The organism is Nocardia terpenica (genome assembly GCF_013186535.1).
GTDB lineage: Bacteria > Actinomycetota > Actinomycetes > Mycobacteriales > Mycobacteriaceae > Nocardia > Nocardia terpenica.
The window spans coordinates 594017-615900 of the sequence record NZ_JABMCZ010000002.1 but is presented as its reverse complement, the minus strand read 5'-3'; the positions used below and the strand labels follow the sequence as shown (position 1 = coordinate 615900).

The window sequence follows — 21884 nt, the reverse complement described above, 5'->3', positions numbered from 1 at the left end:
ACGCGAAAACCCCCTCCCTGGTCGTATCAGGGAGGGGGCTCGCTCATCCTAGAGTGCCGCCATCAGGCACCGTGGGCTTGTAGTTGAGGTTGGCCACGTCGTGCGACCAGCGCGAGGCAGTCAGCGCGGATCGGCGGGTGCCGCCGAGCACCTTGCAGATGCCGACGTTGGAGTTCATCCCCTCGGCAACCATGTCGAAGCGGTAGCCGACACGGACTCTGTACCAGGACTTAGAGGCGTCCGGGGCGGTCTCCACGGGTAGCTCGGGCAGTACGAACGTGTGCGAGAACGCCGACGCCAGAGGGAAGTTCATCGCGTCCTTGGTGCTGTATGAGACATTCGCGAACGCAGCGAGTTGACGCGAGGAGTGCAGCTTCCCGGCGGGGTCCAGGACCTCGATCTGATACGTCGGTTTGATTGGAGCCCACCAGTACTGCGGCCACCAGCTTTCCGTGGCTGGCTGGTAGTTCATGGTCATGCATTCGGTGTAGCCCTGGGAAGTCCCGTGCAGGTCGATACGCCACAGCCCACCCTTCTTGAGGACGAGTCCGCCGTCCTTCACTTCGACGCCCTTCGCCGGTCCTAGCCCGGTATCGAACGGCATGACGACCCATTTCTCTGTGGGCACGGCCCAGTTCATGCCCATGAAGGCGGCTCCGTAGCCGGAGACTTCGCGGAGCAGATCCATGCGTGCGCGCAGAGCGTTCTGGCCGTCGAAATGTTCGGCCTGGGTCGCACCCACGGTCTCGCGCATCTTGAAGATGCCCGCCGCGGCCTGCCACAGCATGTCTGTGGCCTTGCCGTTGATGAGCGGCTTCACCGCGTCCTTGCTGATGCCCTGGCCGAAGTCCTCACCGATGACATACGCGCCGTCCGGGACCTTGTGGTTGGGGGCGGTCACGACAGCGTGCCTCCGTCCGGGACGATCGGGGCCACCACCGCGTTCTCGGTGCCGGTGTCCCAGCGGTTTACGCTCAGCGCCGAACGCAGGGTGCCGCCGAATACGGTGGCCTTGTCCTTCGGGTGTTGCACGGACACCTTGGCGTAGTAGGCGTTATCGGCAGGGATGACGAACGTGTGGGAGAACGCTGCCGTCTCCTCGCCCTGCACGGTGATCACAAGGTCGAAGGAGTGGGCGGTGTAGAGGCTCTGATCGGCGATCTTGTAGACACCGAGCGTCACGGTGGCGTTCACGGGGCCACCGGAGAACCATGCCTGCGGTGCCTTGGCGAAGGTTACGTGGGTATCGGAGCGCCACAGCCCCTTTGATATGAACTTGATGCCGCCCTGGAACATCTCCGCGCCCTTGGCGGGGCCGAGTTGCTGATCGAAGGGCAGCAGGATTTCCTTCTTGCCGACGACATCCCAGTTGTTGCCCATGAACAGCGACATATAGCCGTTGACCCCTTCAAGTAGGTCCAGCCGGTCCTTGAGCTGCTTCTGTCCGTCCTTCACGGTGGCCGCCAGGGTGGCGACCCTATCGAACTCGCCGCCCCACTGTCCGGCCGTTGCGTTGTACTTGGTGCGCGCCCCACCGGTCACGATCCCCATTACGGCGTCCTTGTTGATGTCCTGGCCGTACTTGGAGGTGACCACGTACGCGCCGTCAGGAACGAATCCGTTGGGGGCAGTCATTTATAGAGCTTCCTGATCAGGCAGGGAGGCAGGCCGGCTGGGCGGCTGGGCTCCCGGCACGTGGGACTTGATCCAGTCGTGGAGTTCCTCGATGTGGTCTAGTGCGATGCGCAGCAGGCCCTTGGTCCGGCGGTTCTCCGTCTCCAGGACGGCAACTCGCGTGTTGAGCCCTTCGACCTGCGCCGCGAGAGGGGCCACCAGGACCACCGCTGTGTCGGCGATGATCTTGGCGGCCTCGGCGTCGATCTGGGTGGTTTCCGCGCGGCTCTTGCGCCGGTTGGCCCACCCCGTGACGCCAGCTCCGACAGCGCCGGAGCCAGCGATCACACCAACCTGTTCGAGGATTTCGGACAGGCTCACTCGCCCTGGGTGTCGTCACCAGCCGCGGTGTGCAGCGGGGACTTCACCAGGTAGGCGATAGCGGGGATGAGCGCGGCGTAAACGCCGATGAGCGGCTCGACCCACGCAGTGTCGATCTGATGGCCGATGGCGACAGTGGCGACGCCGACTGCGGCGACGACGAGTGCCCGGATCGCGGCGGGGGTGGGGATGCGGTTCATGGTGCTCCTTACTGGATTGAGAAGGCCCCGTCTCGCTGTTCGGCGGAGTCGGGGATCATGCCCGCGCGCTCGTACTGGGCGAGCATCGCGGCGTTTTCATCGGGGGTGAGGCTGGCGATATCGGGGAGGGCGCGCAGCGGAGGGTCCGGGGTGTCGGTCGAGACCCACTGGGTGGACCCGTTGAAGGGGGACTGCTTGCCCGCGATGGGGCGTTGCAGCTTCTTGGTCTGTAGCGACGGATCGTGCCGGAATCCCAACTCCCACAGGTGCTTCGACCAATCCCGGAGCACCTCGGGGTGCATGAGGAGAGGAACCCCGACGCGGGGGAGATGGACCAGAGCCCAGAGGGCGAACTCCTCTGGGTCTTCCGGGTTGCACGTCGCCTGAGCGGGGAGGCTCACACAACTCCTAGTGCTTGTAGTCCCGCGCCGAGTTCGCGCACGTCGTCGAACAGCGACAGCAGGGGATCGGACGGTTCTCGCTGACCCACGTCGAACTGCCAGCCCGAAGGCCCGTCCTTGTCGTAGGAGTAGGAGATCTTCTTGATGCGCTCGACGTAGACCAGGTGCTTGGGCATCCCGATCACGTTCACGCCCACCCGGTCGCCCAGCCAGCAGTCTCCGAATCCGGGGGCACCGAGCCGGTAGGGCATCGCATCAGCAATCTTCACGGTCACGGCCACGCGGCGGCGGGTGTCCCAGTAGTGCTTGCGCATGGCCACGACTGCCCCCAAGGTGTACGCCTTGTCCGCGCCCGACGCGAAGCCCTCATAGAAGTGGGTGAAGCCCAAATCCTTTGCGCGCCTTAGATCTTTGGTCGCTTGGAAGGCGGCGAACACGTCCTCGTAGATGGGCTTGAGCACCGCATCGACTGCCGGGCCGATCTGGCTTTGAGCGCCCAGAAGGGACCCGAGGAACCCGGCTACGCCGATGATCGCCGCGGAGATCCCCTCATTCACGAATGGGGCTGAGTGACCGCCAGCAATTACCTGGACATCGGTGGCCTCGGTGTACTCCCAGTTGCTCGACTCGATGCCGGTGTAGGTGGACTCCTCGAAGATCACCCACGGGGCCTTGGCCACGGTGCCGCGGAAGTCGGGCTTGTAGTACTCGTCGGGGGTGTTCGGGTTCGGCAGGATGTCTTGTCCCTCAACGAGACCGGAGTCATCGAAGTGGGTGAACATGTGGGTCAACCCGTCGATCAAGTTGCCTTCGAACGCCGTGCCGGTATTCCACGCCGACTTGTCTTGTACCGAAAACACGAGCGCCCCGTGCTTCAATTTGGCACCAGGCCAGGGCGGCGGATCGCCGTCCAGGTATCGGCGGACGTCGATATGGATCTGACCGTCCTCCAGTGTCTTCTTCACCGTGTCGTAGAACGTCTTGAACCGCGAATAGACAATGGTCCACACTGACGTATCAACCCGATACGGAAGCGGTGCCACGACCATTGACCAATTCGACATATCCAGGTTCAGCCAGGTCTTCGGATTGAGCGGATCGTCACTGAGTTGCCACAGTGACATTTCCTTTCGCATAATCTGGGCGAATAGGCTGAAGGAAACGACCCACATACTGGGACCGGCCAGCAGCCACGCCTTTGGGAATTGCACCTCCGGTGGCAACCAGGGGTTGGGGAATACGCGCAGGTGCGACAGGTGGGCGAAATCGTGGATGAAGGTCGCTTCCAGATACCTGGTGCCGTCCTTCTCTTTCACCACGTTGAATCGGACCATGGGGCCGGACCAGCGTGCCCCCTGCTTATCGAAGGTGATCATCACATTGCGCTTTTCGCGGCCCTTGTGATTAGCGATCCATTCTGAGATGTAGTGCGAGAGCGGTAGCCGGATAGCTGCGGTGCCCGCATCGTTCTCTATGAACTCGAATTCGTGGGAGAGTTCCCCGACCACTTCGCCGTAGAGGCGCATGTCGCCGTCCCAGATGCGAATCAGGGGACGACGGACACGCTCGCGTTCCCACCGTGCGTGCTTGGCCATCGCGCGGGCGTAGACCTTGTTCAGGTCGACGATCGTGGACCCCATCAGTACAGACCCCACGGGCGCGACCACGGCCGCATCAGGCGCAGCTGGATCTTGGCCCCGGCCGGTGCCTGTGCGATCGTTACCGGCAGCTTGGTACGGCCGGTGTAGGGCTTGATGAAGTGCCGGAACCGGACACCGTTCATCCGCGCCCACACCTGGGCGTTGTTATCGCTGGTGACCTGCGGCTTGCGTGGATCGACGGACACGGTGACGTCCTCGCCGGCCAACAAGGACGGCATCACGATCTTGCGCCCGGCCAGCTCGTCGTCCTGGAACGAGAAGTCCGGCAGGACCACCCGGCCAGGGGCCGAGACGACCCACACCGGCCACACCGGCTGATCGGTCGGATTCAGCTCGGGGATGTCGAACTCATAGGTGACCGCGGCCGGGTTGATATTCCCGTCCTTGATCAGCGGGATATTCGTGGTGTCGGTCTTCAGTTCGAATTCGTAGACGAGTTCCGCGCCATACCAGAACGGGTCACCTGCGATGCAGGTCATGACCGCCTGGTGGAGCACTCGCTCATTCGGGTCGGTGACCGTGGAAATGTCGGGCTGTTCGCCCAGTCGAAGAAACAGAGTTCGCCGATCGTCCGCAGTAGTGACGATCAGCTGGCAGTCCTCGGTGTAGCTCCACGCCTTACGCCATTCGGAATCTCGCGACATCCAGGAATTCGGGCCGCCGTTGCGGTCGTCATTCAGGATTACGACACCGAACACGATGTCTCGCCGGAGAATGCGGTGCGCCAGATATCGGGCACCGGGCATATTCGCGGGCTCCTCGTACACAGTGCGGACCGGGGGGTCGTAAATACCGGTCAAGCCGGTATCCAGATAGACCCCCCGATCGCCTGCGTTGGGACCTGCGAGCGTGAAGACCTCACCGTTGACTCCAATGAGTTCAACGATTGTCTGCATTTATCCCTAGTGGCTGAACGTCAAAGCCTTCCGCGCCTGCTGGTTGCGCTCGTCTTGCTTGGCGGCTTCGAAGTCAGAAATGTAGTAGTTGTACTGGGTCGCTCCCTGCTGGAGCAGCTGCGGGAGGAATCCCGAACCAGATCCGAATCCGATGTCGGACAGGAACTGTCCGCCGGTTTCCTTGGCGGCGTCCTGGGGGAGGGTGTCGAGCTTGGCGTCCTTCATGGACTTGTCCCAGGCGTCGGTCACCGAGTCGACGCCGAACACCTCGCCCATGTCGTTGGCCATGCGCTTCACGGCATCCAGCACGCCGGGCAGGCCGTTCTTCATGCCCTTCTGGAGCCGCTGCATGATCGTGAGGCCCTTGTCCTCCATGTCGGCCCCGACCGAAGAAGCCTCGTCCAAGATCGACTCGTACGGCTTGCCGTACTTCGCCTGGTACTCAAGCTTTTTCGCCTCGGTCTTCAGCGCATCGGCCTGTTCACGCAGAGCCTGCGCCCGGCGGGTGAACTGGTCCTTCATGGTCTTCGACTTGGCGTTCTTGGCGTCGTACTCCAGCAGCTGGGCTGCGTCGTCGAGTTCGGCGGCCTGTAGCTCCAGGTCGTCCATCCGTTGCTTGGTGGCGTCGTCGACCTTGTTGATGGAGGACTTCGTGTCCTGCTTCAGCTTCTTGGACGTCTTAGTCGTTGTCTCGGAAAGGTTTTCCGACACAGTGGCCTTGGCGTCCTGGGCCGAGCTGGCGATCTCACCAACCGCGTCCTTGAACTGGCCGACCATGATCACGATGCCCATCTGGCTCGTGTCGCCGAAGACCTCCTTGGCCGCCTGCATGATGCTCTTAGCCGCGTTGACGACCGACTTCTGCTGATCGGTCATGCCATCGGCGAACGCCTCACCGATCGACTGCCCGGAGTAGAGAACCCAGCCCGATCCGGAGAAGGGGCCTTCCTTGGCCGGGGAGAACGGGAAGAAGTCGCGGGCGGCCGACACGATCGACTTCGCTGCGTCGGCGACCGAGCCCAGCATGGACTTGATGCCGGTGATGAAGCCGGAGATCAGCGCCTTGCCGGACTCCACCAGCAGCGAGCCCATATCTCCTAGCGCACTGAGGAACTGGGGTCCCAACGTGCGGCCGATCTCGATGACTTGGCCGATCTTCTCGGCGGTGCTGGTCACCAGGCCGGAGAATGCCTCGACCACTGCGGCCACGGCTCCGAGCACACCGGCCAGCAGCGTCGCTCCGAACTCAGCGAACTTCGCTGCCACCTGGGCCACCAACACGATCAGCGGGGTTACCGCGGTGATCAGGTCGGCTAGGGCCTGAGCGAGCTTCACCAGGGACGGCATCAGCTCCGGCAGCTTGTCGATCAGGGGCTGGATCGCGGTGACCGCCAGCTGAACGAACACTGGGACCAGCGGCAGCAGGGCCTGAAGGATCTGGGCGAAGGCGGTCGCCAGGGGCGCGATGAACGGGGTGATCGCCTGGAGGACCTGGAGCAGGACGCCGCCCAAGATCGTCGCGACCTGGCCGAAGGCGTCGACCAGGGGCGGGATCACGGGCTGGAGGGCGGTGAACGCCTGGACCAAGATCGTGTTCAGCTGCGTCGCGATGGGGGTCAGCACCTGGCCCAGCACCTGGAGGGCAGGGACCAGGGCAGACGACAAAATGCCCATGAACTGCGAAAACGCGGGGGTCAGTTCCTGGATGATGGGGGCCAGGGACGAGCCCAGCTGCCCGAACACGTTGCCGAAGGCGGCTGCCAGCGAGGTCAGGGGCGGCATCAGGGCCACGGCCAGATCGGCGATTCCGTGCAGGAATGTCAGGATCGGCTGACCGAGCTGGCCCATCGAATTGATGCCCGACTCCATGAGCCGGCCGAAGACCTCGAGGATGCCATCGACGACCTGCGAGAGGCCCTGCATGGCCTGGTCGAACGCGGGGGTCGAGGTGACCCGCGTGGCCATCTCGTTGAATTTGGTGGCGAACAGGTCGATGGACCCGGTCAGGTGCGTGAAGGACTGAGCGCCAGCGGAGGCGAAGGTCAGGAACCCGGAGGTGATCTTCTCCATCGGCCCCTGGAGGGAGCTGAAGAACCCGGCGGTGCCAGCCAGCATCGTCTTGATCTGGCCCATGCCCTGCTCGGAGGTGATGGCGGAGAAGACGCCCTGGAACATGTCCGACAGGCCATTTGCGACGCCCTTCATGCCCTCGGTCACCATCGGCATCAGGGCCTTCAGGGACTCGAACATGGGGGTCATGCGTTCCTGGAAGACCCCGGACACCGCGGACTTCAGATTCGCGAGATCGCCCGAAAGCACCGAGGCGGCTTTCTTGATGCCGTCGAAGCCCAGGTAGAGCGCGGCGAAGCCGATAGCGGCTGCGGACAGCAGCGACGGCAGACCCGCCAGCAGCGCGCCGACAATCGAGATTGCCGGGGCCGCGGCGAGGAACACTGCGGTGACGATCCAGCCAACTCGGCTGAGCCCCAGGAACTTTCGACCAGCGAAGCCGACCTTGCGGTTGATGTCCTTATCGGCCTTGTCAGCGTCGGAACTGGCGGCCTCGGAGTCCTGGCGTAGGCCACGAAGGGAGTTGCGGACCCGCTCCAGGAAACTGGTGTCTCCGCCGCCCCGGTTGGACATCCGGCGAATCGCATCGGCGACCCGATTGATGCCGGTGGCCTCGCCAGCTGTCTCGCGCAGCGCCTGGCGGATCGCCATCATCCGAGACCGGAAGTTGCTCAGGTCGCGGTCGCGCTCCCGGAAGTAGCGGGCCTGCTCGTTGATCGCCGAACCGAAGTCGCGCATCGACTGCGCGCCCCGGCGGGCCATGTCGGGCAGGCCCCGGATGCTGTTGCGTGCCCGATCGCCGAAGTCCCGAAGGCTCTGGACATTTCGGCCGAGCACCTGCCGGTGTGCCTCGAACGCCGCACGCATTCGGCCGACATCGCGGTAGGTGTCCTGGATGCTGTCGCGCACCGCGTCCACGTCGCGGCGGTAGCGGCGGAACCCGTTGCCCATGGCATCGGTACCGCGCAGCACGCTCTGTGTGGTGCGCACGATCTGGCGGTCGATGACATCGAGTCCGCCCCGGCCGACGCGACCGAGCCCGGCCAGCCCGCGCCCGAGGGCACGGACACCGGCCAGAGCCCGGCTGTAGGACGAGCGGTCGACGTCGATGTTGACGGTGCCGCGAAGACCGCGGGTTGCCTCAGCGACCTGGCGGCGGATACCCCGAGTGTCGGCATCGACTCGTGCGGTGCTCCGCGCTGTCCGCGCGGCCTGTTCGATCTGTCGTCGAAATCCGCTGGTGTCGGCCCGGACCGGGATCTCAACGTTGAGTCCGCGGGTCTCGGCCTCCAGCTGGCGGCGTAGGGCCTCGCGGAACTTCTCGGTATCGGGAACGACCCGGACGGATACGCGGCCTACTTCCTTGCCGCCCGGTCCTGCCATTTAGCTGCCTCTCTATGGTCGCTTGGCCGCTGCTAAATGGGCCTTCGCGATAGCCGCGAAAGACCCCGGAGCGTCTCGCTTTTTCTTCCTGGAATCCGGCAGCGGGAATGGCTCCGGTGGCTTGGGCTTGTTCTTGGAATGCGCACTCAGGTACAGGTGCTGAAGGGTCCGGAGTGCGTTCACCGTGGCGACGGCGATATACCGGGATTCATCCCAGCCGCGGAACTCTTGACCGCCGCGCAGCTCCGCTGCATACGCCGATCCGTGAGGTAGGTATTTGATGAGGTTGACGACCGCTCGCGGTGTGAGCCGACGCTCCGGGACGAAGATGTCCCGGACGTCGACCCCGTAGTGAGCGAGGAGGTCTGCTGCGATAGCCCCGCCGTGCTTGTCGATCAGTCCAGCGAGGGCTGCGCTTCCCCCGGCTGGGTAGCCTCCACCCAGCGCTCGAACAGCCGTAGCGTGAGCGCCAAATCATCGGCCAGGGCGTCTACGAGAACCTTTCCGAGTCGCTTGTCGTCGGCGACCAGGGCGAAGATGGCGCGAGCCAGCTCGCCGGTGGCCTCCATCGACTCGACTGAGCCGTCCTCGCCGTCTTCGAGCTTCTCCATCGCGGTCATGTGCTCGAAGGCCGCCTCGCGGTCCTTCTTTGGCAGGCGCAGGAGGTTGCGCAGGACGACGGACTTGCCCTCGGCAATCTCAACGGTGATGGGGGCGAACTCGCGCTCGATATCGGCGCGGAGGGCGTCCAGGGAGTACGTGTTGGACATGGGTTGGCAGACCTTTCATTGTCAAGTCGGCGGGCCAGGAAAAGCAGGGGCGCGGCAGGCCCGCCAGGTGAACCGCGCCCCCGCGCATGGCGACAATGAGCTGTTCATTGTCAAGTCGGGGTCAGCTGAACAGCGTCTGGGAGATCCAGTCGAACAGCCGGTTGGCGCCGTGCTTGAGGAACGTCGCCTTGATCGGCAGTGCGGCGAACTCATCCGAAGGCAGCGACACGGCGTCATCACGCTTCACGGACGCCTTGGAGGCGTAGAAGCCAACCTTGGCGTCGCCATCCACGATGATGATCAGGAAGGCGCGCTCATTGGTCTTCTTGTTGCCGCCGTCCACACCGAACACACCGGGGGTCTGAGCGGCGTTCTCGCCGTAGTACAGCTCGAAGGACGCCTTGTCGAACTGGTGCAGCTGGAGAGTCACGTAGTCGGCCGCCTGCTCGGTGACTACCTCGCGGAGCTGCGCGTTCTGCCAGGTACCCTTCACCTCCGAATCGCCACCGTCGAAACCGAACTCGGGCATCTCGTCTCGGCTCGTGTGGCCGATATTCGACCAGCCGTTGGGGGCCTGGGTGATCGTGGCGTCGATGGTGCCGCCGCCGGTCAGGCCCGCACCGGTCACAACGAGCTTGGCCAGCGCCTTGCCCTGAAGGGTGCCGATGAACGACACCTTGATGCCCGTGGCCAGGTCGCCGGTCGCGAAGGCGTTACCGGTGCCGATGCTGGGCAGCGCCTCCAGCGCGGCCTGGACCTGACCAGCGGTCGCGTTGTACGGCAGCGCCGCGGTGGTGTCAGCGCCCGAGGCGATGGTGAACGAGCCGGCCGACGCTGAACCACTCAGCTTGATGGTCTGGGTCTGGGCACCGAAGGTCACCGGGTTGACGGCGGCCAGCTCCGCCGGAGTCGGGGCGGCGGTGCCGACCGGACCGACGAAGACGTAACCACCGGAGGCGGTAAGAACGGCCTTGTCATTAATGGCCATGGAGAAACTCCCTAAATCAGTTTGGGGGGCGAATTCCGAATTGGATGAGTCCCTGAATTCGCCAGGAATCTTGGAAAAGGGAGCTGAACTGAGTCGCTCCCATCGTTTCGAAGATGGAGTGCAGGTACCCCGCGTCCGTCATCGCCTGCCGCCGTACCGCGTCGTAGAGGGCCTCTAGGGCTTCCTCGTACAGTTCCTCGGTCTCGGCCAGGCCCTCGGTGGTGTACGCGGTCATCTCGATAACCGGGAACGCCATCTCGGTGGGCTTGGTCGGGTGTCGCTTGCCGCCTACCCTGCGGATGTTCAGCATCGGGAAGTGGCGGTAGTCGATGTCTTCGACCCAGGTCCCGACCTTCACGCGGTCGCCGAAATGCGCTCGCAGGATCGGCAGGACGATCTGTTGGACGCGGGCGAGCTGGCTCGCCAACGTGTCTCCTATCCAGCGAGGCCCGCGGCCCCGGTGATGATGTAAAGGCCCGGAACGTATTTCGGTTCCTCGGTCTCGTATTTGCCCTTGACCATGTGGCCGAACTCGATCGACAGGGCGGCCGGATCTTCGAGGTTCACGAACGAGTCGACGTCGCCGTTGGTCACGGTGACCTGCGCCCGTCCGGACCGGCGGTGACCGGCCAGCCGCGCTTCTGCGCGCGAGCCGATCTCCTTGGCCTCATCGCCTATGGCGTCTTTCACGCCGTCGACATGGGAGACGACCTGGTTCATGGCCTTCTGGCCGATCAACCGAACCGCCATCAGTACCTCTTGATCGTGTAGTCGACGTGAGCGGTGCGCCGGGAGTTGGTGTAGTAGTTCGGATCTCCGAACACCACCCAGCGTTGCCCGCGCCATTCGATCTGGGCCTGTGCGCCCAGCAGATGGGGGAACGAGCGGGGGAAGCGGATCTTGTAGACCTTCTCGCCTTCGAAGCCCTCGTTGTCCTGGTCCTGGCGTCGGGCGCTGGTGCCGGACTGGCCCTGCACCTGCAACCGCGCCTTGGCGGGGATGCCGACCTTCGACGGCCGGGACCGCACGTTGCCGTCCTTGTCGGTGACGGCTTCCTCGGGGAACACGATGACCTCTTCGCTGCCCCGGTCCAGCAGGCTCATCGCGGCATCGCCAGCGTCGGGACCAGCATGAACATGCCGGTGCGCCGGTAGCCGAGTAGCTCCCATTCCTCGGGGAGGATCTCCAGCTTTCCGGAGGCAGCCTCCTGGCTGAGCATGTAGGAGTACGAGCCGTCCGATTCCTGGATATAGCCGTCCGGGTTGCGGACCAGCCGCAGAACGGCGTCCGCCTCGACCTGCACCACGTCATCGCGCAGGATCGTGCCCGCGGCGATCTTCTTGTCCAGGTCGGAGATCTTGCGGCGGATACGGCGCTCGACATCGGTCAGGCGCGCAGTGATCAGCGCCTTCTCTTCGCTGGTGAGAGTGCGGCCCCACCGGACCGCTACGTCAGCAGGTTCGGCGTAGGCCATCGCTCACTCCTCGGTCTTCGGTGCCGGAGTCCGGCGTCGGGCGGGCTTGGGGGTAGCCAGCTCCCAGGTGCCGGCCTCGACGAGCCGGTCCGCGAATTCGTCGTCAACCTCGGCGAGACCGCCGTTAATTCGATGCCTGATCTGGGGCATCTCGTCCTCTCGGGGTTCGCGGCGGGGCAGTCCGAAGACCACCCCGCCGTTCATTGTCAAGTTCGGGTCATGCAGTGACGATGTTGGTCAGCTTCACGAACGACTGCGGGTCGTTGACCAGCACACCGAATTCGGCCTCGACTCGGATGGCGACGAGGTTGTTCTGCCACAGCGACACGATGCCCGTGCCGTCCTGGGCGGGCGACAGGTCCAGGGTCGCCTGGTCGCTGACGTCGAAGCTCAGGCCGCCGATCTGGCCCCAGACGATCTGGGAGAAGTCACCCATGTAGCCAACCGTGGTGCCGTTGGCGACATGATCGGACAGGTAGGTCGGACGACCCAGCACGCGGCCGGATCGGAACGGGGCGTTGATGTCCTGGTAGGTGGCCTCCAGGAACAGCGGACGCTGCGTGGTGTCGACCGCGCCGTTGAGGATCGGCTCGGCAACGTTGTCGAACAGCGTGCCGGTCCACTTCTTGCCGTCCTTCAGCAGAAGGTCCAGGCCGTTGTTCAGAGAGGTGTAGGCGTTGGAGCCGTCCGCCACGCCCTTGCCCGCACCCAGCGGGTCAGCGAGGGAGATGGTCTTGGTGGTCTGGGCGAGGTACGCGCCGAACGGGGTCTGGGTGCCGTTGATGACCGCCGCGTCGAAGGCCAGAGCGATAGCCTCGGCGATCTTCGACCGCATGGTGTTGAGGTAGTTCGCCGGGTTGGCTCGCACGACTTCGGAGCTGGCCGCGAAGATGGTGGCGATCTTGTGGGGCACGACGTCCTGCTTGGTCAGGTCGCCCTTGGTGACAGGCTTCTGGCCACCTTCACCGACCCACCCCGCCTTTACGTTGCCCGCCCAGTGCGGGATACGAACGCCGGTCGGACCCATCGGGATCTTTCGGGCGATCTGCTGGATGACCGAGGTCTTTTCGACTGCGGCGAAGTAGTCCTGGGCCATCTCCGGGTCCAGGTAGCCCTGGAACATCGAATCGGAGGTCTTGGAGACGGTATTCGGGGTAGGCACTACGGCCATGAGTCACTCCTGAAAGGTATTGGGGGAGAGGGGAATCAGGCACCGACGACGCGCTTGACCATTTCCAGCAACGGGTCACCGTTGAGCGGCAGAACGTTGCCGGTGCCCTGGGTCGGATCGGTCGGGCGATCCTTGGTCTCGGTCTTGCCGAACAGCGCCTTGACGGCCTTGGCGTGAGTGGCGATCTCGTCCTCGGTGCCGCCCTGGAGCAGGGAGGCGAACTCGATGGCGGACTGACCCGGAATCTCGGCGGTCAGAGCGGCCTTGAGCTTGAGAAGCTCGAGTTCCTTGGCCGTGTACTTGGTCTGAAGCGCGGCCAGCTTCTCCGCTTCTGCGGCGAGCTTGGCTTCGTACTCGGTCAGCGCCTCGGCCTTGGCCGCGGACACCGCATCGTTCTTCTCGTTGCGGTACTTGGCTGCCTCGTTGTTGGCCTTGGTCAGCTTTTCCCGCGCCCACTCGGGCAGAGAATCGACGGTCTGGGCCACGGGCTCCTGGCTCGTGGTCACGGGGATGTCAGCGCTGGCGGCCTGGGTTTCGGACATGGGGGATTCGTCTCCTGGACGTGGATCAGCCCACCTGGGGCTGGAAGGGAATCCGCTACGCGGCGAAGGCGAAGTCGGACATGGTGATTTCGCCTCGTGCGAGGCGGCGGCGAAGCGCATTGATCGCTTCGCGGTTGCGGTTGTCGGTCCGGGCCTCGCCCGACTCGATCAGCGCGGTGGCTTCGCTGCTGGCGTCGTTCCACAGCTCGAGCGCTGCGTCGGCGGCCTTCTTGCCCGGCCAGTTCGCCCGGCTGTAGACCGGGACGACCTTGCAGTCACACCCGGCGTGCCACTGGGTCATGTACTCGCTGACGTCCTCGCCAGCGGCGACCATTCGCGCCGCGGACGGGTCATCGAGGTCCAGACCGGCTGTCTCCGCGGCCATGTACACAGGGCCTCGGGAGATCAGCATCAAGCACCAGGCGCAGGTCTCGCGGCCTGTGGCCACCCGCGCCCAGCCCTTCACGATCTTGGCTCGATCGGACTCGACGGAGCGGATGACTTGGCGACGGCCGCCGTTCTCGATCTCCTTGACGATCCGGCGCAGCACATCGCCCACCGCGTTGTCTGCGGCCTGCTCCTGCGACATACGCCGCCGGGAGGGCTCCATCGCTTCCACGAACCAGTCGAAGCGGTACGCCTCCAGCGGCACATCATGGCGCGGGCTCTGCGGATGATGCTGTGCCCGTTGGGAATCGAAGAACTGGCGCCCCAGCTCCGCGGCCTGCTCCCGCCGAGTGACGACCTCCGGAAATATCAGTTCCAGAAGCCGGAGCCACTCGGCGATCGTCAGAGCCGGATTGGTGAAGAACTTCAGCCACTTCTCAATGACCGTGACCGCTACCGCCGAGATCAGCGCCTGCTGGTAGGCGTACTCCTCGGGGGTCATGCGGCAGCCTGCTCCTCGGGGGCCGGAGCGTCAGGCTCTTCCGGGGTGTTGGCAGCGCTGGGCGGCTTCACCGCGTACATCGAGGCGAGCTGACCCATCGGGTTCTCTTCCTCGTCCCATTCCTTCATCTTCAAGCGCTGCTCGATCGAGTAGCCCATGTCGATGCGGGCCTGTTCCTTCGGGATGACGCCGTTGCCTGCGTTATAAAGCTTGGCGGCGGCGTCGGCCTTGGCCGCGTAGGTCGGAGTCGACGGGTCACGCCAGACGGTCTCCATGCGGTAGTACTCCGGCGGGATATCCGAGCCGGGGTTCATCACCTTGTAAGCGACCCGCATGGCCTGCTCCCAGGCACCGCCGAAGATCTTCGACTTGCGTTCGGCGTTCTTCACCAGCCGCGATTCCGATGCCTTGATGGCTTCGGCGGAGGCCGGGTTGTCCGACGAGCTGGACAGGTACTGCGGGGGTAGGCCGGTGTAGGCCGCGGCCTGCTTGGCCAGCTCTTGGAGGCCCTCGGTGAAGTTGCGAAGCTCAGCGGCCTGGAACTGCTGGGCCTTGGCCTCGTGATCCTCGAAGGCGATGATCCGGGCTAGGTACGCCTCCATCACCGCATTCGGGTTGTCGCCTTCGACCCCGAGATCTTCGGCCTTCACACCGAACAGCAGTCGCTGCGGCACGGCCATCAGTTCGGCCGTGGCCTGGAGGTTCATCATCAGCCGGGCAGCGGCATCGGTGACCGAGCGCAACTCCGGGGTGATCTCGGATGTGCCATTCAGGTCCGATAGCCGGTTGCGGTTGGTCAGGGGAATGACCGGCACCATCTCCATGCCGTGGTTGATGGTGGAGAGCACCTTCCACTGGCCTTGTTCCTTCACCCACGCCACCGTGCGTTCCGGCAGGTACAGCGTGGAGGCGATCACCTCGTTGCCTTCGGCGTCGTAGGTCGCTCGAATCGCTTGCGACACTTGACGAGTCCGCGGGTCGATCACCGCGTGCAGTGCCGTGGGCGGCTCTACCCGGATGATCGGGGTGTTCGGGTCGACGCCCGGATCGTTCTCGTCCGGGGCGGCCACAGTGATGTAGGCCCGGCCGTGGACCAGGGCATCGACATGGCCCAGGGTCGCTTCGACGTCCAGGAAGTTGGCCTGCCACCAATCCCAGAGCTGCTCGTCAGCCTCGTCCTGGCCGGCCAGCTGGAAGCCCTCCAGCTCGAGCCGGTCAGCGAGGGCGTTGACGTAGAGGCGGGGATAGCCGATGTTCGCGAGGAGATCTCGCATGTTCGGGGGAGTGGCAATACCGATCGCCGTAGGGCGGCGCTCGGATTCGTAATACGCCTTGTTCTCTTTGAGTTTGGACTGCTGCTCTTCGAACTTGTTGAGCATCTCGTCCCGTGTCTTGTCGACATCAACGGCGGTAGCCATTACTTGAACACCACCGCCTTTCGGGACCGGTTGCGCTTGGACATGAGGAACTCCTGCCTCGCACCGAATGCGAGGACGGCACAGACAGCGGAGTCGATCTTGCGACTGCTGTCCTTACTGGCTTTTCGGATCGCGATGGCGTCCCAATTCGTGGGGTGACGCTTCGCGTTGAGAATGTGCTGACGCAGAACCGGATTGCCGTCGTGCGACAGCTCGTGTTCCAGCACCGCATCTAGGAATCGCTCGGTGTCGAAGGCGAATCGCTTCGCCTGGCCGCGCATATCGAAGGCGATCGGATTACCCGGCGTCGCATTCACCTGAATTCGCTTGCGGTAGGTCCGAGACCACGAATCGACGTATGCTTCGAATTCCTTCACATCCGCACGCATCGACACGACGTCGTAGCGTTCGAATGCGGAATGCACTGCGGCGTCCACGTCTTCACGGGGGACCTCGCCGCCGTGCTTCTCTGGGTCCCAGTGGCCCAGCAGGAACAGGCAGCCGTCCGAGACCCGGCAGGCCACCAGAGCGGTGTGATCATTGGACTTGGAGCCGTCGAATCCGAGCGTGATCCGCTCGCCGGGCTCCAGCTTCGTCGCCTGGAAAACGGTGTCCCACTCGTAGGGGGCGATCCAGGAGTCCTCGGCGGCGTTGACCTGGTTGAGGAACTTGCGGCGGGATTCAGTGACCGGACGCCGGATATCCAGCATCGAGGCGATGATCGTGTCCAGGTCCAGCCACTCGGCATCGCCGCGGGCGACCATCAGCCCCGCGCGCAGCAGCTGCACGCCGCGCTCGAACGCCTCGGGATCTTCCTTCGGCGAGGGGATCTCCGACAGCGGGGTATCGGCCGGCGCTTCCAGCGAGTCGTACAGGAAGCCTGTATCTACCGCTTTACCTGCAAGAACATCGTTGAAAGCGTCGTAGTCCCGTTCCGCGTCGGAGTCCTGGCCGGGCACGTGAGCGTTGCAGATCGACAGCGAGCGACACGCGCCGTAGGCGGACTTGTCGACGTTGCCCGCGATCACCTCGGACATCGCGTGCCCGTCGTTGGTCTCGACCCACCACTGCGTCTCGTTCTTGATGACGAAGGTCGGTCGCTTGCCTTCCAACGCCAATGGCGAGGACGTGACGCCCTCGATCATTCCCCCGGCTTTGGTGTAGATAATCGTCTTGTTCAGATCCAGCCCGAACGTCTCGCGCATCTTGTCGGAGACCAGGGCAGGGAAAAGCGTGAAGGTGTTTCGGGTCTGATCCTGGGAAACCGCGGCGATCTGAATCCACGCAGACGGCCGGGGCTTGCCTACGGGCTGCCCGGTAATGGGATTCCAGTGCGAGAACGCAACCGGCCCACACAATTCCGCGAGCGCCATAGCGCCCGCAAGCGGGTCCTTGCCCCAGCCCTTCAATCGGCGGAGCAGACCACTTCGGTAGATGAATCTTCCAGCCTCGTCGACCGCGTACCACCAGACCAGAAAACGAGCCTGTTCCAAGGTCGGCAGGAAAGGACCGCCGGCCTGGGGGCCACCCGGCTGCCTTGCATATTCGGCCAGCCAGTTAATGACCCCCCAACCGAGGGAGAATTCAGGGAGGTAATAGCCTCCCTGCTCATATCGACGCCAGGTAGGGCCGACAATATGTGGAGGGGCGGGGAGTAGCTCCTTATCCGCGCTCACTCCCTCACCTCCTCCAAATTCAGTTGTTCACGTCGTAGACGTGGGCTCCATTCAGGTAGCCGTCGATGCTTTGAAGAGTCCGAATCGGATCGGTCCAGAGCGGGAAGTCGCAGACGGCATCGCGCGGGTTGCACTCCGACCGCACCGGGACCGTGAAACCGGCCCGGCCACCGGTGAAGGTCGCACCGAAGATCGACAGGCCCCGGAGCGTGTCCTCAACTCCGCCAGGGTGTTTCGGGTCGGCGTACAGAACGCCGGAGATCCGGTCTCGATACGGACCGGCCTGGAGAACCTCGATCGCGTCACCAGCTGCACGCGCGCCCTGGGAGTAGCCCTTCACCACCACGCGGCCTGAGCACACCGAGGCGTAATCCTCGACGGCGCGGACCATGTTGTCGCGGCCTTCGCGGACCGAGTCGTCGTAGGTGATCGCTTCCTTCGGGAAGATCGACGCCGAGTAGTGCACCTTCCGGATGCCGGGGCCGTACACGCTCGCGTCCGGGTCGATGTTGCCGCCCAGGCCGAAGGAGGCCACCGGTTCGCAGCCGGGGCCTTCCGCAGCGGCTACCCCACTGTTCATTGTCAAGTAGGAGGCGATCGAAACAGCGGTCAGCACCAGAGCGGCGCGGGCCTTCACTTCCCGCCAGCCTTCGGATCGTGCATACCGTCCACGCCGAGCTTCTCGCCGATCGCTGCCACCGCGTCATCGAGCGTCCGGCCCTTGCCGAAGAACTGGTGACCCGGATACGACAGGCCGATGTCACCGGGGATGTTGTCCCGCGCGCCGACGAGCTGCCAGCGAATGTCCTTCACGTCCGAGCCGATCGGGCCGACGTAGGTGTCCAGGCACTCGAAGATGAGGGCTTTGAGCTGTTCGGGGGTCATGTCGAGAACGTCTTCCTGCGGTGCGCCTCGATCGAGGCGGTTCTGAATCTGGTTCCGGAACGCATCCATGTCCCAGTTGCCGGGGTCCCACTTCCCTTGTGCCGCACCGGCATACTCTTTGTGGGCGATGTTGCGGTCAGCGCCGTAGCCCAGTCGACGCGAGATGGCCGCGCCGATCTTCACCGCGGCGTCCCAGCACTTCGCTGGCCACGGATCGGTGCCGTTACCGGCCATCTCGATACCGATCAGGTGGAAATTGCCATTGTTGGTCGGCACGCCTGGCCAAGAACCCAGGCCCGCGTGCCAGGCAACGCCGCCGGAAACGATCGTGGCTACTCCGTCGCGGGACAGGTGGATGTTGGCGATCGGACCGTCCAGGCCCGGCACGCCGTTGCGAATTACGTTGGCCCCCTGGTCATTTACGCCCATGTGATGCCATAGGACGCCCCAGACGTTGCCGAAGTCGCCGTGGCCGATCTGCTGCCACGGGGTGCCGTCCGGGTCGCGCCACTCGCGGACCTCCACGCCCTCGGCGCGGATCACATCGGCCAGCCAGCTCGGGTCGCCGTTCCAGGGCATAGATGCACTCCATTCATTGTCAAGTCGGGGCGTGCTCAGTTGCGCTTGAGCGAGCGGTCGGACGCGCCGGGGAGGATGCACTCAATCCGGTCGATCGCCGGAGAGTTGTATTGCTTCTGAAGAAACGGATAGTTGCCGGTCAGAGCTACCTTGAACGCACGATGTGCTGCATCCACCAACGTGGCGCTACCCGAGTCAGTCCAGGACGTGAGTACGGCATTGGTGTCGGTCCGCACGAGCGAATACGTGCGACCGATCGCCCGGAACTCCAGATCGACGTCCAAGGGATAGGTGCCTTCGGTCCCACGGGCCGCCTGCGTTCCGCCGATCATCGTGAAGATGCGGGACTTGCCACCCATCAACACGATCCAAACGCCATCGTTGATAGACGCATCGTCGGTGCATCGCAACGCGATTACGGTCTCGTTGTCGGTGGCCGCTCCGTACGGCGTCGGTGCCGTCATTCGGAACTTGACCACCACATCGTCTTGCGGCGCAACGATTCCGGTGGGGCGATGCCAGGAGGTCACCTTGCCGGTTGTGCCGGTCGTAGCCAGCACCGCATGACCGCTCACCACTCGTCCCTTGGTGCCCGAGATGAAAGTCCAAGCCGGGCCGAGAGAATCCGGGTACGCGGTGTTGAACTCCTCGACGAAAGAGAACGGCGGAACCGAGGCGTAGACCTTCTGCCACGCCGAGCCGCTCCACAACCAGCCCTCCTTGACCTTCTGTCCACCGACCTGAAGTGTCTTGAGCTTCTGAGGGCCAGCGAACAGGGGCATGAGCTACTCCGGGATGCAGTAGAGGACACCCGCTACGGGCGACGCGGGCAGGGAGGAGACAACCTGAATGGCGTCACCACGGAGAGCGGTCGTCGCCGTGGTGCCGATGATCAAGTTCGAGGTGCCCTTCGCATCCAGCGCGGCCTGGAGGCCGGTCACGTCCGCAACGGCATGGGTGTGTGCCCGGTCGGCCTTCGCACCGATCTGAGCGGCCACAGTCGTGGCGAAGTTCGGATCGTTGCCGAGCGCCTTCGCCAATTCGTTCAAGGTGTCGAGAGTCGTCGGGGCCTGGCCCACGAGCGCGGCCGTGCCGACACCGACCCGCGCGTCGACCTGTGCCTGATTCAGCTTGGTGTCCAGTGCCGCCTGGAGTCCGGTCACATCGGAGATGGGGTGGGCGTGGATCTTTGGGGCCTTGCCAGCCAATCCAGGAACCGTGGGAGAGTCGTACGTCCCGCCGAGATCCCCCGCGAGCTTCAGACCACCGACCACCGTCGCAGACGCGGACGGGATGCCGTTCGATACGGCCGCCGCCGCGTCCCTCGCGGACTGAGCGGCAGCAGCTGCTGATCCGGCAGCGGCGGTCTTGGACTGACCGGCCGCCGTCGCCGAGCTGGCGGCGTCGATGGCGGACTGTGCCGCACTGGTGGCGGACTGCGCCGACGCGGTGATCGTTGGGACCGTAACCGTGTCCTTTGTGCCGTCCGAGGCAGAGAACTCCAGGGCCTCACCCTTCAAGCCCACTGCGGAGTAGCCGCGTCCAGCCGGACCGACCGAGCCCACCGGGCCACGGGGACCGGTTGGCCCCTGCACGGAGAGGATCTTGTCGACCAGTGGCCTACTGCGTCCGACGATGGCGCCTGTGGGGGAGCCCACATACGACACGGCAACTCGGCCGTTGGGCGGAAAGCCGCGGAGCCGCATCAGCCCTGCCTCCGGACTGTGCCCATTGCGACGGGATCGCCGCCGCCGCTGGCGGCCTCGCTCGCGGGCATGAAGACCAGTTGCCACTTGGTCCGGGCCGGGACCTTGTTCACTTCCGGGTGCTCGACCTTCAGGTCCGCCCGCGACCCCGAGATCGCGAATTCCCAGGTTGTCAGGGGGCTGGTGTCGAACTCGAAGAACAGCCGGCCGGGTGGGAAGGGAATCAGCTGTCCCTGCTCGTCCAGGTTCTCGAACGACCACTTGAAGTCGCGCCCTGCGTAGAGGACCAGCGTGTCACTGGATAGCTCATCGCCGATCACAGCCATGCGGGAGCGACTCCTTTCGTACGTAGTTGGATGCAGCCCGGAAGGGGGAGCAAGTAGCGGGCTCAACCCCCTCCGGGCCGGGCTCTGTCACTCAGCCAGCTTCTGGCGGAACAGGTCCGCGATGTCGATCACGTCGGCACCAGATTGGCCGCGTTCGATCTCGAGCCGGACGCGACGGCGAGAGCCCTCGGTAACCAGTAGGTCGGTCAACGCCTGATTGACTGCCGCCAGGAGTTGAGCTGACGGCCTACCGGACTTCAAGAGCTTGTCCGCGAAATGGAGAGTAAATCTCGCGAACTGCCAATCGCTCGGTTCGTAGTACCTCGACTGAGCTGACTCGGACAGAGACTTATACAGGTCGAAGATCAGCGGATGCGGATCGTCGAACCCGAGTTCGGGGATAGCTACGGTGCCGATCGCCTCAACGGATTCGACCGGCACCTCATCTTTGTTGCGCCGGACCCGCTGGTCCGAGCGCTTGGGGACAGGGCCACGAGAGCCCACAGAACACCTCCTGGGTGAGGACGGGCTCCTGGCCCGTCATAAAGCCCCAGGGTGACGCTGTGCTACTCGCAACCTCCGGGTTCGAAGTTCCGCCTTCCGGGCGTGACCTTCGGCGGAGGACTTCTTGCTATGGCAGTACGAGCAAGCCGCTCGTAGGTTCCGCAGAGAGTGGTCATCCCCGCGGTTGATGTGATCAATCTCGGTGGCAGCCTTCCAGCAGCCAACGAAGTGAATCTGACAGATCCCTTTATCTCTCCGGAGCACCTGGCTCCGTCGAGACTCCCAATCAGGAGGGAGTCGAGTGGATCTGTCCGAAGAGGCCCATCCGGACAAATGGGCCTCCTAATGGA

Annotated in this window: 27 protein-coding genes; all 27 read right to left on the bottom strand. The window is 64.2% G+C overall.

Annotated elements, in window-relative coordinates; genetic code table 11:
- Positions 1 to 43 precede the first annotated feature (43 nt).
- Positions 44 to 901, bottom strand: coding sequence for a hypothetical protein (locus HPY32_RS14200; RefSeq protein WP_067580761.1), 858 nt, complete (start codon positions 899 to 901; stop codon positions 44 to 46).
- Positions 898 to 1635, bottom strand: a complete 738-nt coding sequence (locus HPY32_RS14195; RefSeq protein ID WP_067580763.1) for a hypothetical protein — start codon at positions 1633 to 1635, stop codon at positions 898 to 900. Before HPY32_RS14195 ends, HPY32_RS14200 begins: the two co-directional genes overlap by 4 nt.
- Positions 1636 to 1995, bottom strand: coding sequence for a hypothetical protein (locus tag HPY32_RS14190; RefSeq protein WP_082870791.1), 360 nt, complete (start codon positions 1993 to 1995; stop codon positions 1636 to 1638).
- On the bottom strand, positions 1992 to 2195 hold the full coding sequence (locus HPY32_RS14185) for a hypothetical protein (RefSeq protein ID WP_067580765.1): 204 nt from the start codon (positions 2193 to 2195) through the stop codon (positions 1992 to 1994). The genes HPY32_RS14190 and HPY32_RS14185 overlap by 4 nt, the downstream gene beginning before the upstream one ends.
- Before the next feature lie 8 nt (positions 2196 to 2203).
- Positions 2204 to 2596, bottom strand: coding sequence for a phage gene 29 protein family protein (locus HPY32_RS14180; protein ID WP_067580767.1), 393 nt, complete (start codon positions 2594 to 2596; stop codon positions 2204 to 2206).
- On the bottom strand, positions 2593 to 4236 hold the full coding sequence (locus HPY32_RS14175) for a Gp37-like protein (protein WP_067580768.1): 1644 nt from the start codon (positions 4234 to 4236) through the stop codon (positions 2593 to 2595). The genes HPY32_RS14180 and HPY32_RS14175 overlap by 4 nt, the downstream gene beginning before the upstream one ends.
- A complete protein-coding gene (locus HPY32_RS14170; RefSeq protein ID WP_231951405.1) occupies positions 4236 to 5003 on the bottom strand; it encodes a phage tail protein in 768 nt (255 codons plus the stop codon). Before HPY32_RS14170 ends, HPY32_RS14175 begins: the two co-directional genes overlap by 1 nt.
- 156 nt (positions 5004 to 5159) lie before the next feature.
- Positions 5160 to 8213 carry a phage tail protein gene (locus HPY32_RS14165; protein WP_156674091.1) on the bottom strand — a complete coding sequence of 1018 codons (3054 nt, stop codon included), beginning with the start codon at positions 8211 to 8213 and terminating at the stop codon, positions 5160 to 5162.
- A 788-nt stretch (positions 8214 to 9001) separates the two neighbouring features.
- Positions 9002 to 9376: a phage tail assembly protein gene (locus tag HPY32_RS14160; RefSeq protein WP_082870794.1), complete on the bottom strand. Its 375-nt coding sequence runs from the start codon at positions 9374 to 9376 to the stop codon at positions 9002 to 9004.
- Positions 9377 to 9497: 121 nt separating this feature from the next.
- Positions 9498 to 10364: a phage tail tube protein gene (locus HPY32_RS14155; protein WP_067580774.1), complete on the bottom strand. Its 867-nt coding sequence runs from the start codon at positions 10362 to 10364 to the stop codon at positions 9498 to 9500.
- A gap of 16 nt (positions 10365 to 10380) precedes the next feature.
- On the bottom strand, positions 10381 to 10791 hold the full coding sequence (locus HPY32_RS14150; RefSeq protein ID WP_067580776.1) for a phage tail termination protein: 411 nt from the start codon (positions 10789 to 10791) through the stop codon (positions 10381 to 10383).
- 8 nt (positions 10792 to 10799) lie between these two features.
- Complete coding sequence (locus HPY32_RS14145) at positions 10800 to 11102, bottom strand: DUF5403 family protein (RefSeq protein ID WP_231951406.1); 303 nt, start codon at positions 11100 to 11102, stop codon at positions 10800 to 10802.
- Between the two features lie 11 nt (positions 11103 to 11113).
- Positions 11114 to 11467 (bottom strand): hypothetical protein, encoded by a 354-nt coding sequence (locus HPY32_RS14140; protein ID WP_067580779.1) that lies wholly within the window; start codon positions 11465 to 11467, stop codon positions 11114 to 11116.
- Complete coding sequence (locus HPY32_RS14135; RefSeq protein WP_067580781.1) at positions 11464 to 11838, bottom strand: Gp19/Gp15/Gp42 family protein; 375 nt, start codon at positions 11836 to 11838, stop codon at positions 11464 to 11466. Before HPY32_RS14135 ends, HPY32_RS14140 begins: the two co-directional genes overlap by 4 nt.
- 3 nt (positions 11839 to 11841) lie before the next feature.
- Positions 11842 to 12042, bottom strand: coding sequence for a DUF7302 family protein (locus HPY32_RS14130; protein ID WP_067580783.1), 201 nt, complete (start codon positions 12040 to 12042; stop codon positions 11842 to 11844).
- Positions 12043 to 12055: 13 nt separating this feature from the next.
- A complete protein-coding gene (locus HPY32_RS14125; RefSeq protein WP_067580784.1) occupies positions 12056 to 13009 on the bottom strand; it encodes a phage major capsid protein in 954 nt (317 codons plus the stop codon).
- A 35-nt stretch (positions 13010 to 13044) separates the two neighbouring features.
- Entirely contained in the window at positions 13045 to 13551 is a 507-nt protein-coding gene (locus HPY32_RS14120; protein WP_067580786.1) for a hypothetical protein, read from the bottom strand.
- 55 nt (positions 13552 to 13606) lie between these two features.
- Positions 13607 to 14440, bottom strand: coding sequence for a VG15 protein (locus HPY32_RS14115; RefSeq protein WP_067580788.1), 834 nt, complete (start codon positions 14438 to 14440; stop codon positions 13607 to 13609).
- Positions 14437 to 15858 (bottom strand): phage portal protein, encoded by a 1422-nt coding sequence (locus HPY32_RS14110; RefSeq protein WP_067580790.1) that lies wholly within the window; start codon positions 15856 to 15858, stop codon positions 14437 to 14439. Before HPY32_RS14110 ends, HPY32_RS14115 begins: the two co-directional genes overlap by 4 nt.
- Positions 15858 to 17534, bottom strand: coding sequence for a terminase large subunit domain-containing protein (locus HPY32_RS14105; protein WP_067580792.1), 1677 nt, complete (start codon positions 17532 to 17534; stop codon positions 15858 to 15860). The genes HPY32_RS14110 and HPY32_RS14105 overlap by 1 nt, the downstream gene beginning before the upstream one ends.
- A gap of 19 nt (positions 17535 to 17553) precedes the next feature.
- Positions 17554 to 18171, bottom strand: a complete 618-nt coding sequence (locus HPY32_RS14100) for a cutinase family protein (protein ID WP_067580794.1) — start codon at positions 18169 to 18171, stop codon at positions 17554 to 17556.
- Positions 18168 to 18998, bottom strand: coding sequence for a peptidoglycan recognition protein family protein (locus HPY32_RS14095; protein WP_067580796.1), 831 nt, complete (start codon positions 18996 to 18998; stop codon positions 18168 to 18170). The genes HPY32_RS14100 and HPY32_RS14095 overlap by 4 nt, the downstream gene beginning before the upstream one ends.
- Positions 18999 to 19033: 35 nt before the next feature.
- Positions 19034 to 19780 carry a hypothetical protein gene (locus HPY32_RS14090; protein ID WP_067580798.1) on the bottom strand — a complete coding sequence of 249 codons (747 nt, stop codon included), beginning with the start codon at positions 19778 to 19780 and terminating at the stop codon, positions 19034 to 19036.
- Between the two features lie 3 nt (positions 19781 to 19783).
- The gene (locus tag HPY32_RS14085; RefSeq protein ID WP_197696369.1) at positions 19784 to 20563 is read right to left on the bottom strand and encodes a hypothetical protein; all 780 of its coding nucleotides are present in this window, start codon (positions 20561 to 20563) and stop codon (positions 19784 to 19786) included.
- Between the two features lie 140 nt (positions 20564 to 20703).
- Positions 20704 to 21030: an LtfC-like domain-containing protein gene (locus tag HPY32_RS14080; protein WP_067580802.1), complete on the bottom strand. Its 327-nt coding sequence runs from the start codon at positions 21028 to 21030 to the stop codon at positions 20704 to 20706.
- A gap of 87 nt (positions 21031 to 21117) precedes the next feature.
- A complete protein-coding gene (locus HPY32_RS14075) occupies positions 21118 to 21534 on the bottom strand; it encodes a phage terminase small subunit (RefSeq protein WP_067580803.1) in 417 nt (138 codons plus the stop codon).
- 36 nt (positions 21535 to 21570) lie between these two features.
- On the bottom strand, positions 21571 to 21798 hold the full coding sequence (locus HPY32_RS14070) for an HNH endonuclease (RefSeq protein WP_231951408.1): 228 nt from the start codon (positions 21796 to 21798) through the stop codon (positions 21571 to 21573).
- Positions 21799 to 21884: the final 86 nt, after the last annotated feature.

What these genes read in the sequence shown, in the direction of transcription:
- HPY32_RS14195 (WP_067580763.1), bottom strand. Translation starts at nt 1,635, where the DNA reads ATGACTGCCCCCAACGGATTCGTTCCTGACGGCGCGTACGTGGTCACC.
- HPY32_RS14185 (WP_067580765.1), bottom strand. Translation starts at nt 2,195, where the DNA reads ATGAACCGCATCCCCACCCCCGCCGCGATCCGGGCACTCGTCGTCGCC.
- HPY32_RS14175 (WP_067580768.1), bottom strand. Translation starts at nt 4,236, where the DNA reads ATGGGGTCCACGATCGTCGACCTGAACAAGGTCTACGCCCGCGCGATG.
- HPY32_RS14170 (WP_231951405.1), bottom strand. Translation starts at nt 5,003, where the DNA reads ATGCCCGGTGCCCGATATCTGGCGCACCGCATTCTCCGGCGAGACATC.
- HPY32_RS14160 (WP_082870794.1), bottom strand. Translation starts at nt 9,376, where the DNA reads ATGTCCAACACGTACTCCCTGGACGCCCTCCGCGCCGATATCGAGCGC.
- HPY32_RS14155 (WP_067580774.1), bottom strand. Translation starts at nt 10,364, where the DNA reads ATGGCCATTAATGACAAGGCCGTTCTTACCGCCTCCGGTGGTTACGTC.
- HPY32_RS14140 (WP_067580779.1), bottom strand. Translation starts at nt 11,467, where the DNA reads ATGAGCCTGCTGGACCGGGGCAGCGAAGAGGTCATCGTGTTCCCCGAG.
- HPY32_RS14135 (WP_067580781.1), bottom strand. Translation starts at nt 11,838, where the DNA reads ATGGCCTACGCCGAACCTGCTGACGTAGCGGTCCGGTGGGGCCGCACT.
- HPY32_RS14130 (WP_067580783.1), bottom strand. Translation starts at nt 12,042, where the DNA reads ATGAACGGCGGGGTGGTCTTCGGACTGCCCCGCCGCGAACCCCGAGAG.
- HPY32_RS14125 (WP_067580784.1), bottom strand. Translation starts at nt 13,009, where the DNA reads ATGGCCGTAGTGCCTACCCCGAATACCGTCTCCAAGACCTCCGATTCG.
- HPY32_RS14120 (WP_067580786.1), bottom strand. Translation starts at nt 13,551, where the DNA reads ATGTCCGAAACCCAGGCCGCCAGCGCTGACATCCCCGTGACCACGAGC.
- HPY32_RS14115 (WP_067580788.1), bottom strand. Translation starts at nt 14,440, where the DNA reads ATGACCCCCGAGGAGTACGCCTACCAGCAGGCGCTGATCTCGGCGGTA.
- HPY32_RS14110 (WP_067580790.1), bottom strand. Translation starts at nt 15,858, where the DNA reads ATGGCTACCGCCGTTGATGTCGACAAGACACGGGACGAGATGCTCAAC.
- HPY32_RS14095 (WP_067580796.1), bottom strand. Translation starts at nt 18,998, where the DNA reads ATGCCCTGGAACGGCGACCCGAGCTGGCTGGCCGATGTGATCCGCGCC.
- HPY32_RS14090 (WP_067580798.1), bottom strand. Translation starts at nt 19,780, where the DNA reads ATGCCCCTGTTCGCTGGCCCTCAGAAGCTCAAGACACTTCAGGTCGGT.
- HPY32_RS14080 (WP_067580802.1), bottom strand. Translation starts at nt 21,030, where the DNA reads ATGGCTGTGATCGGCGATGAGCTATCCAGTGACACGCTGGTCCTCTAC.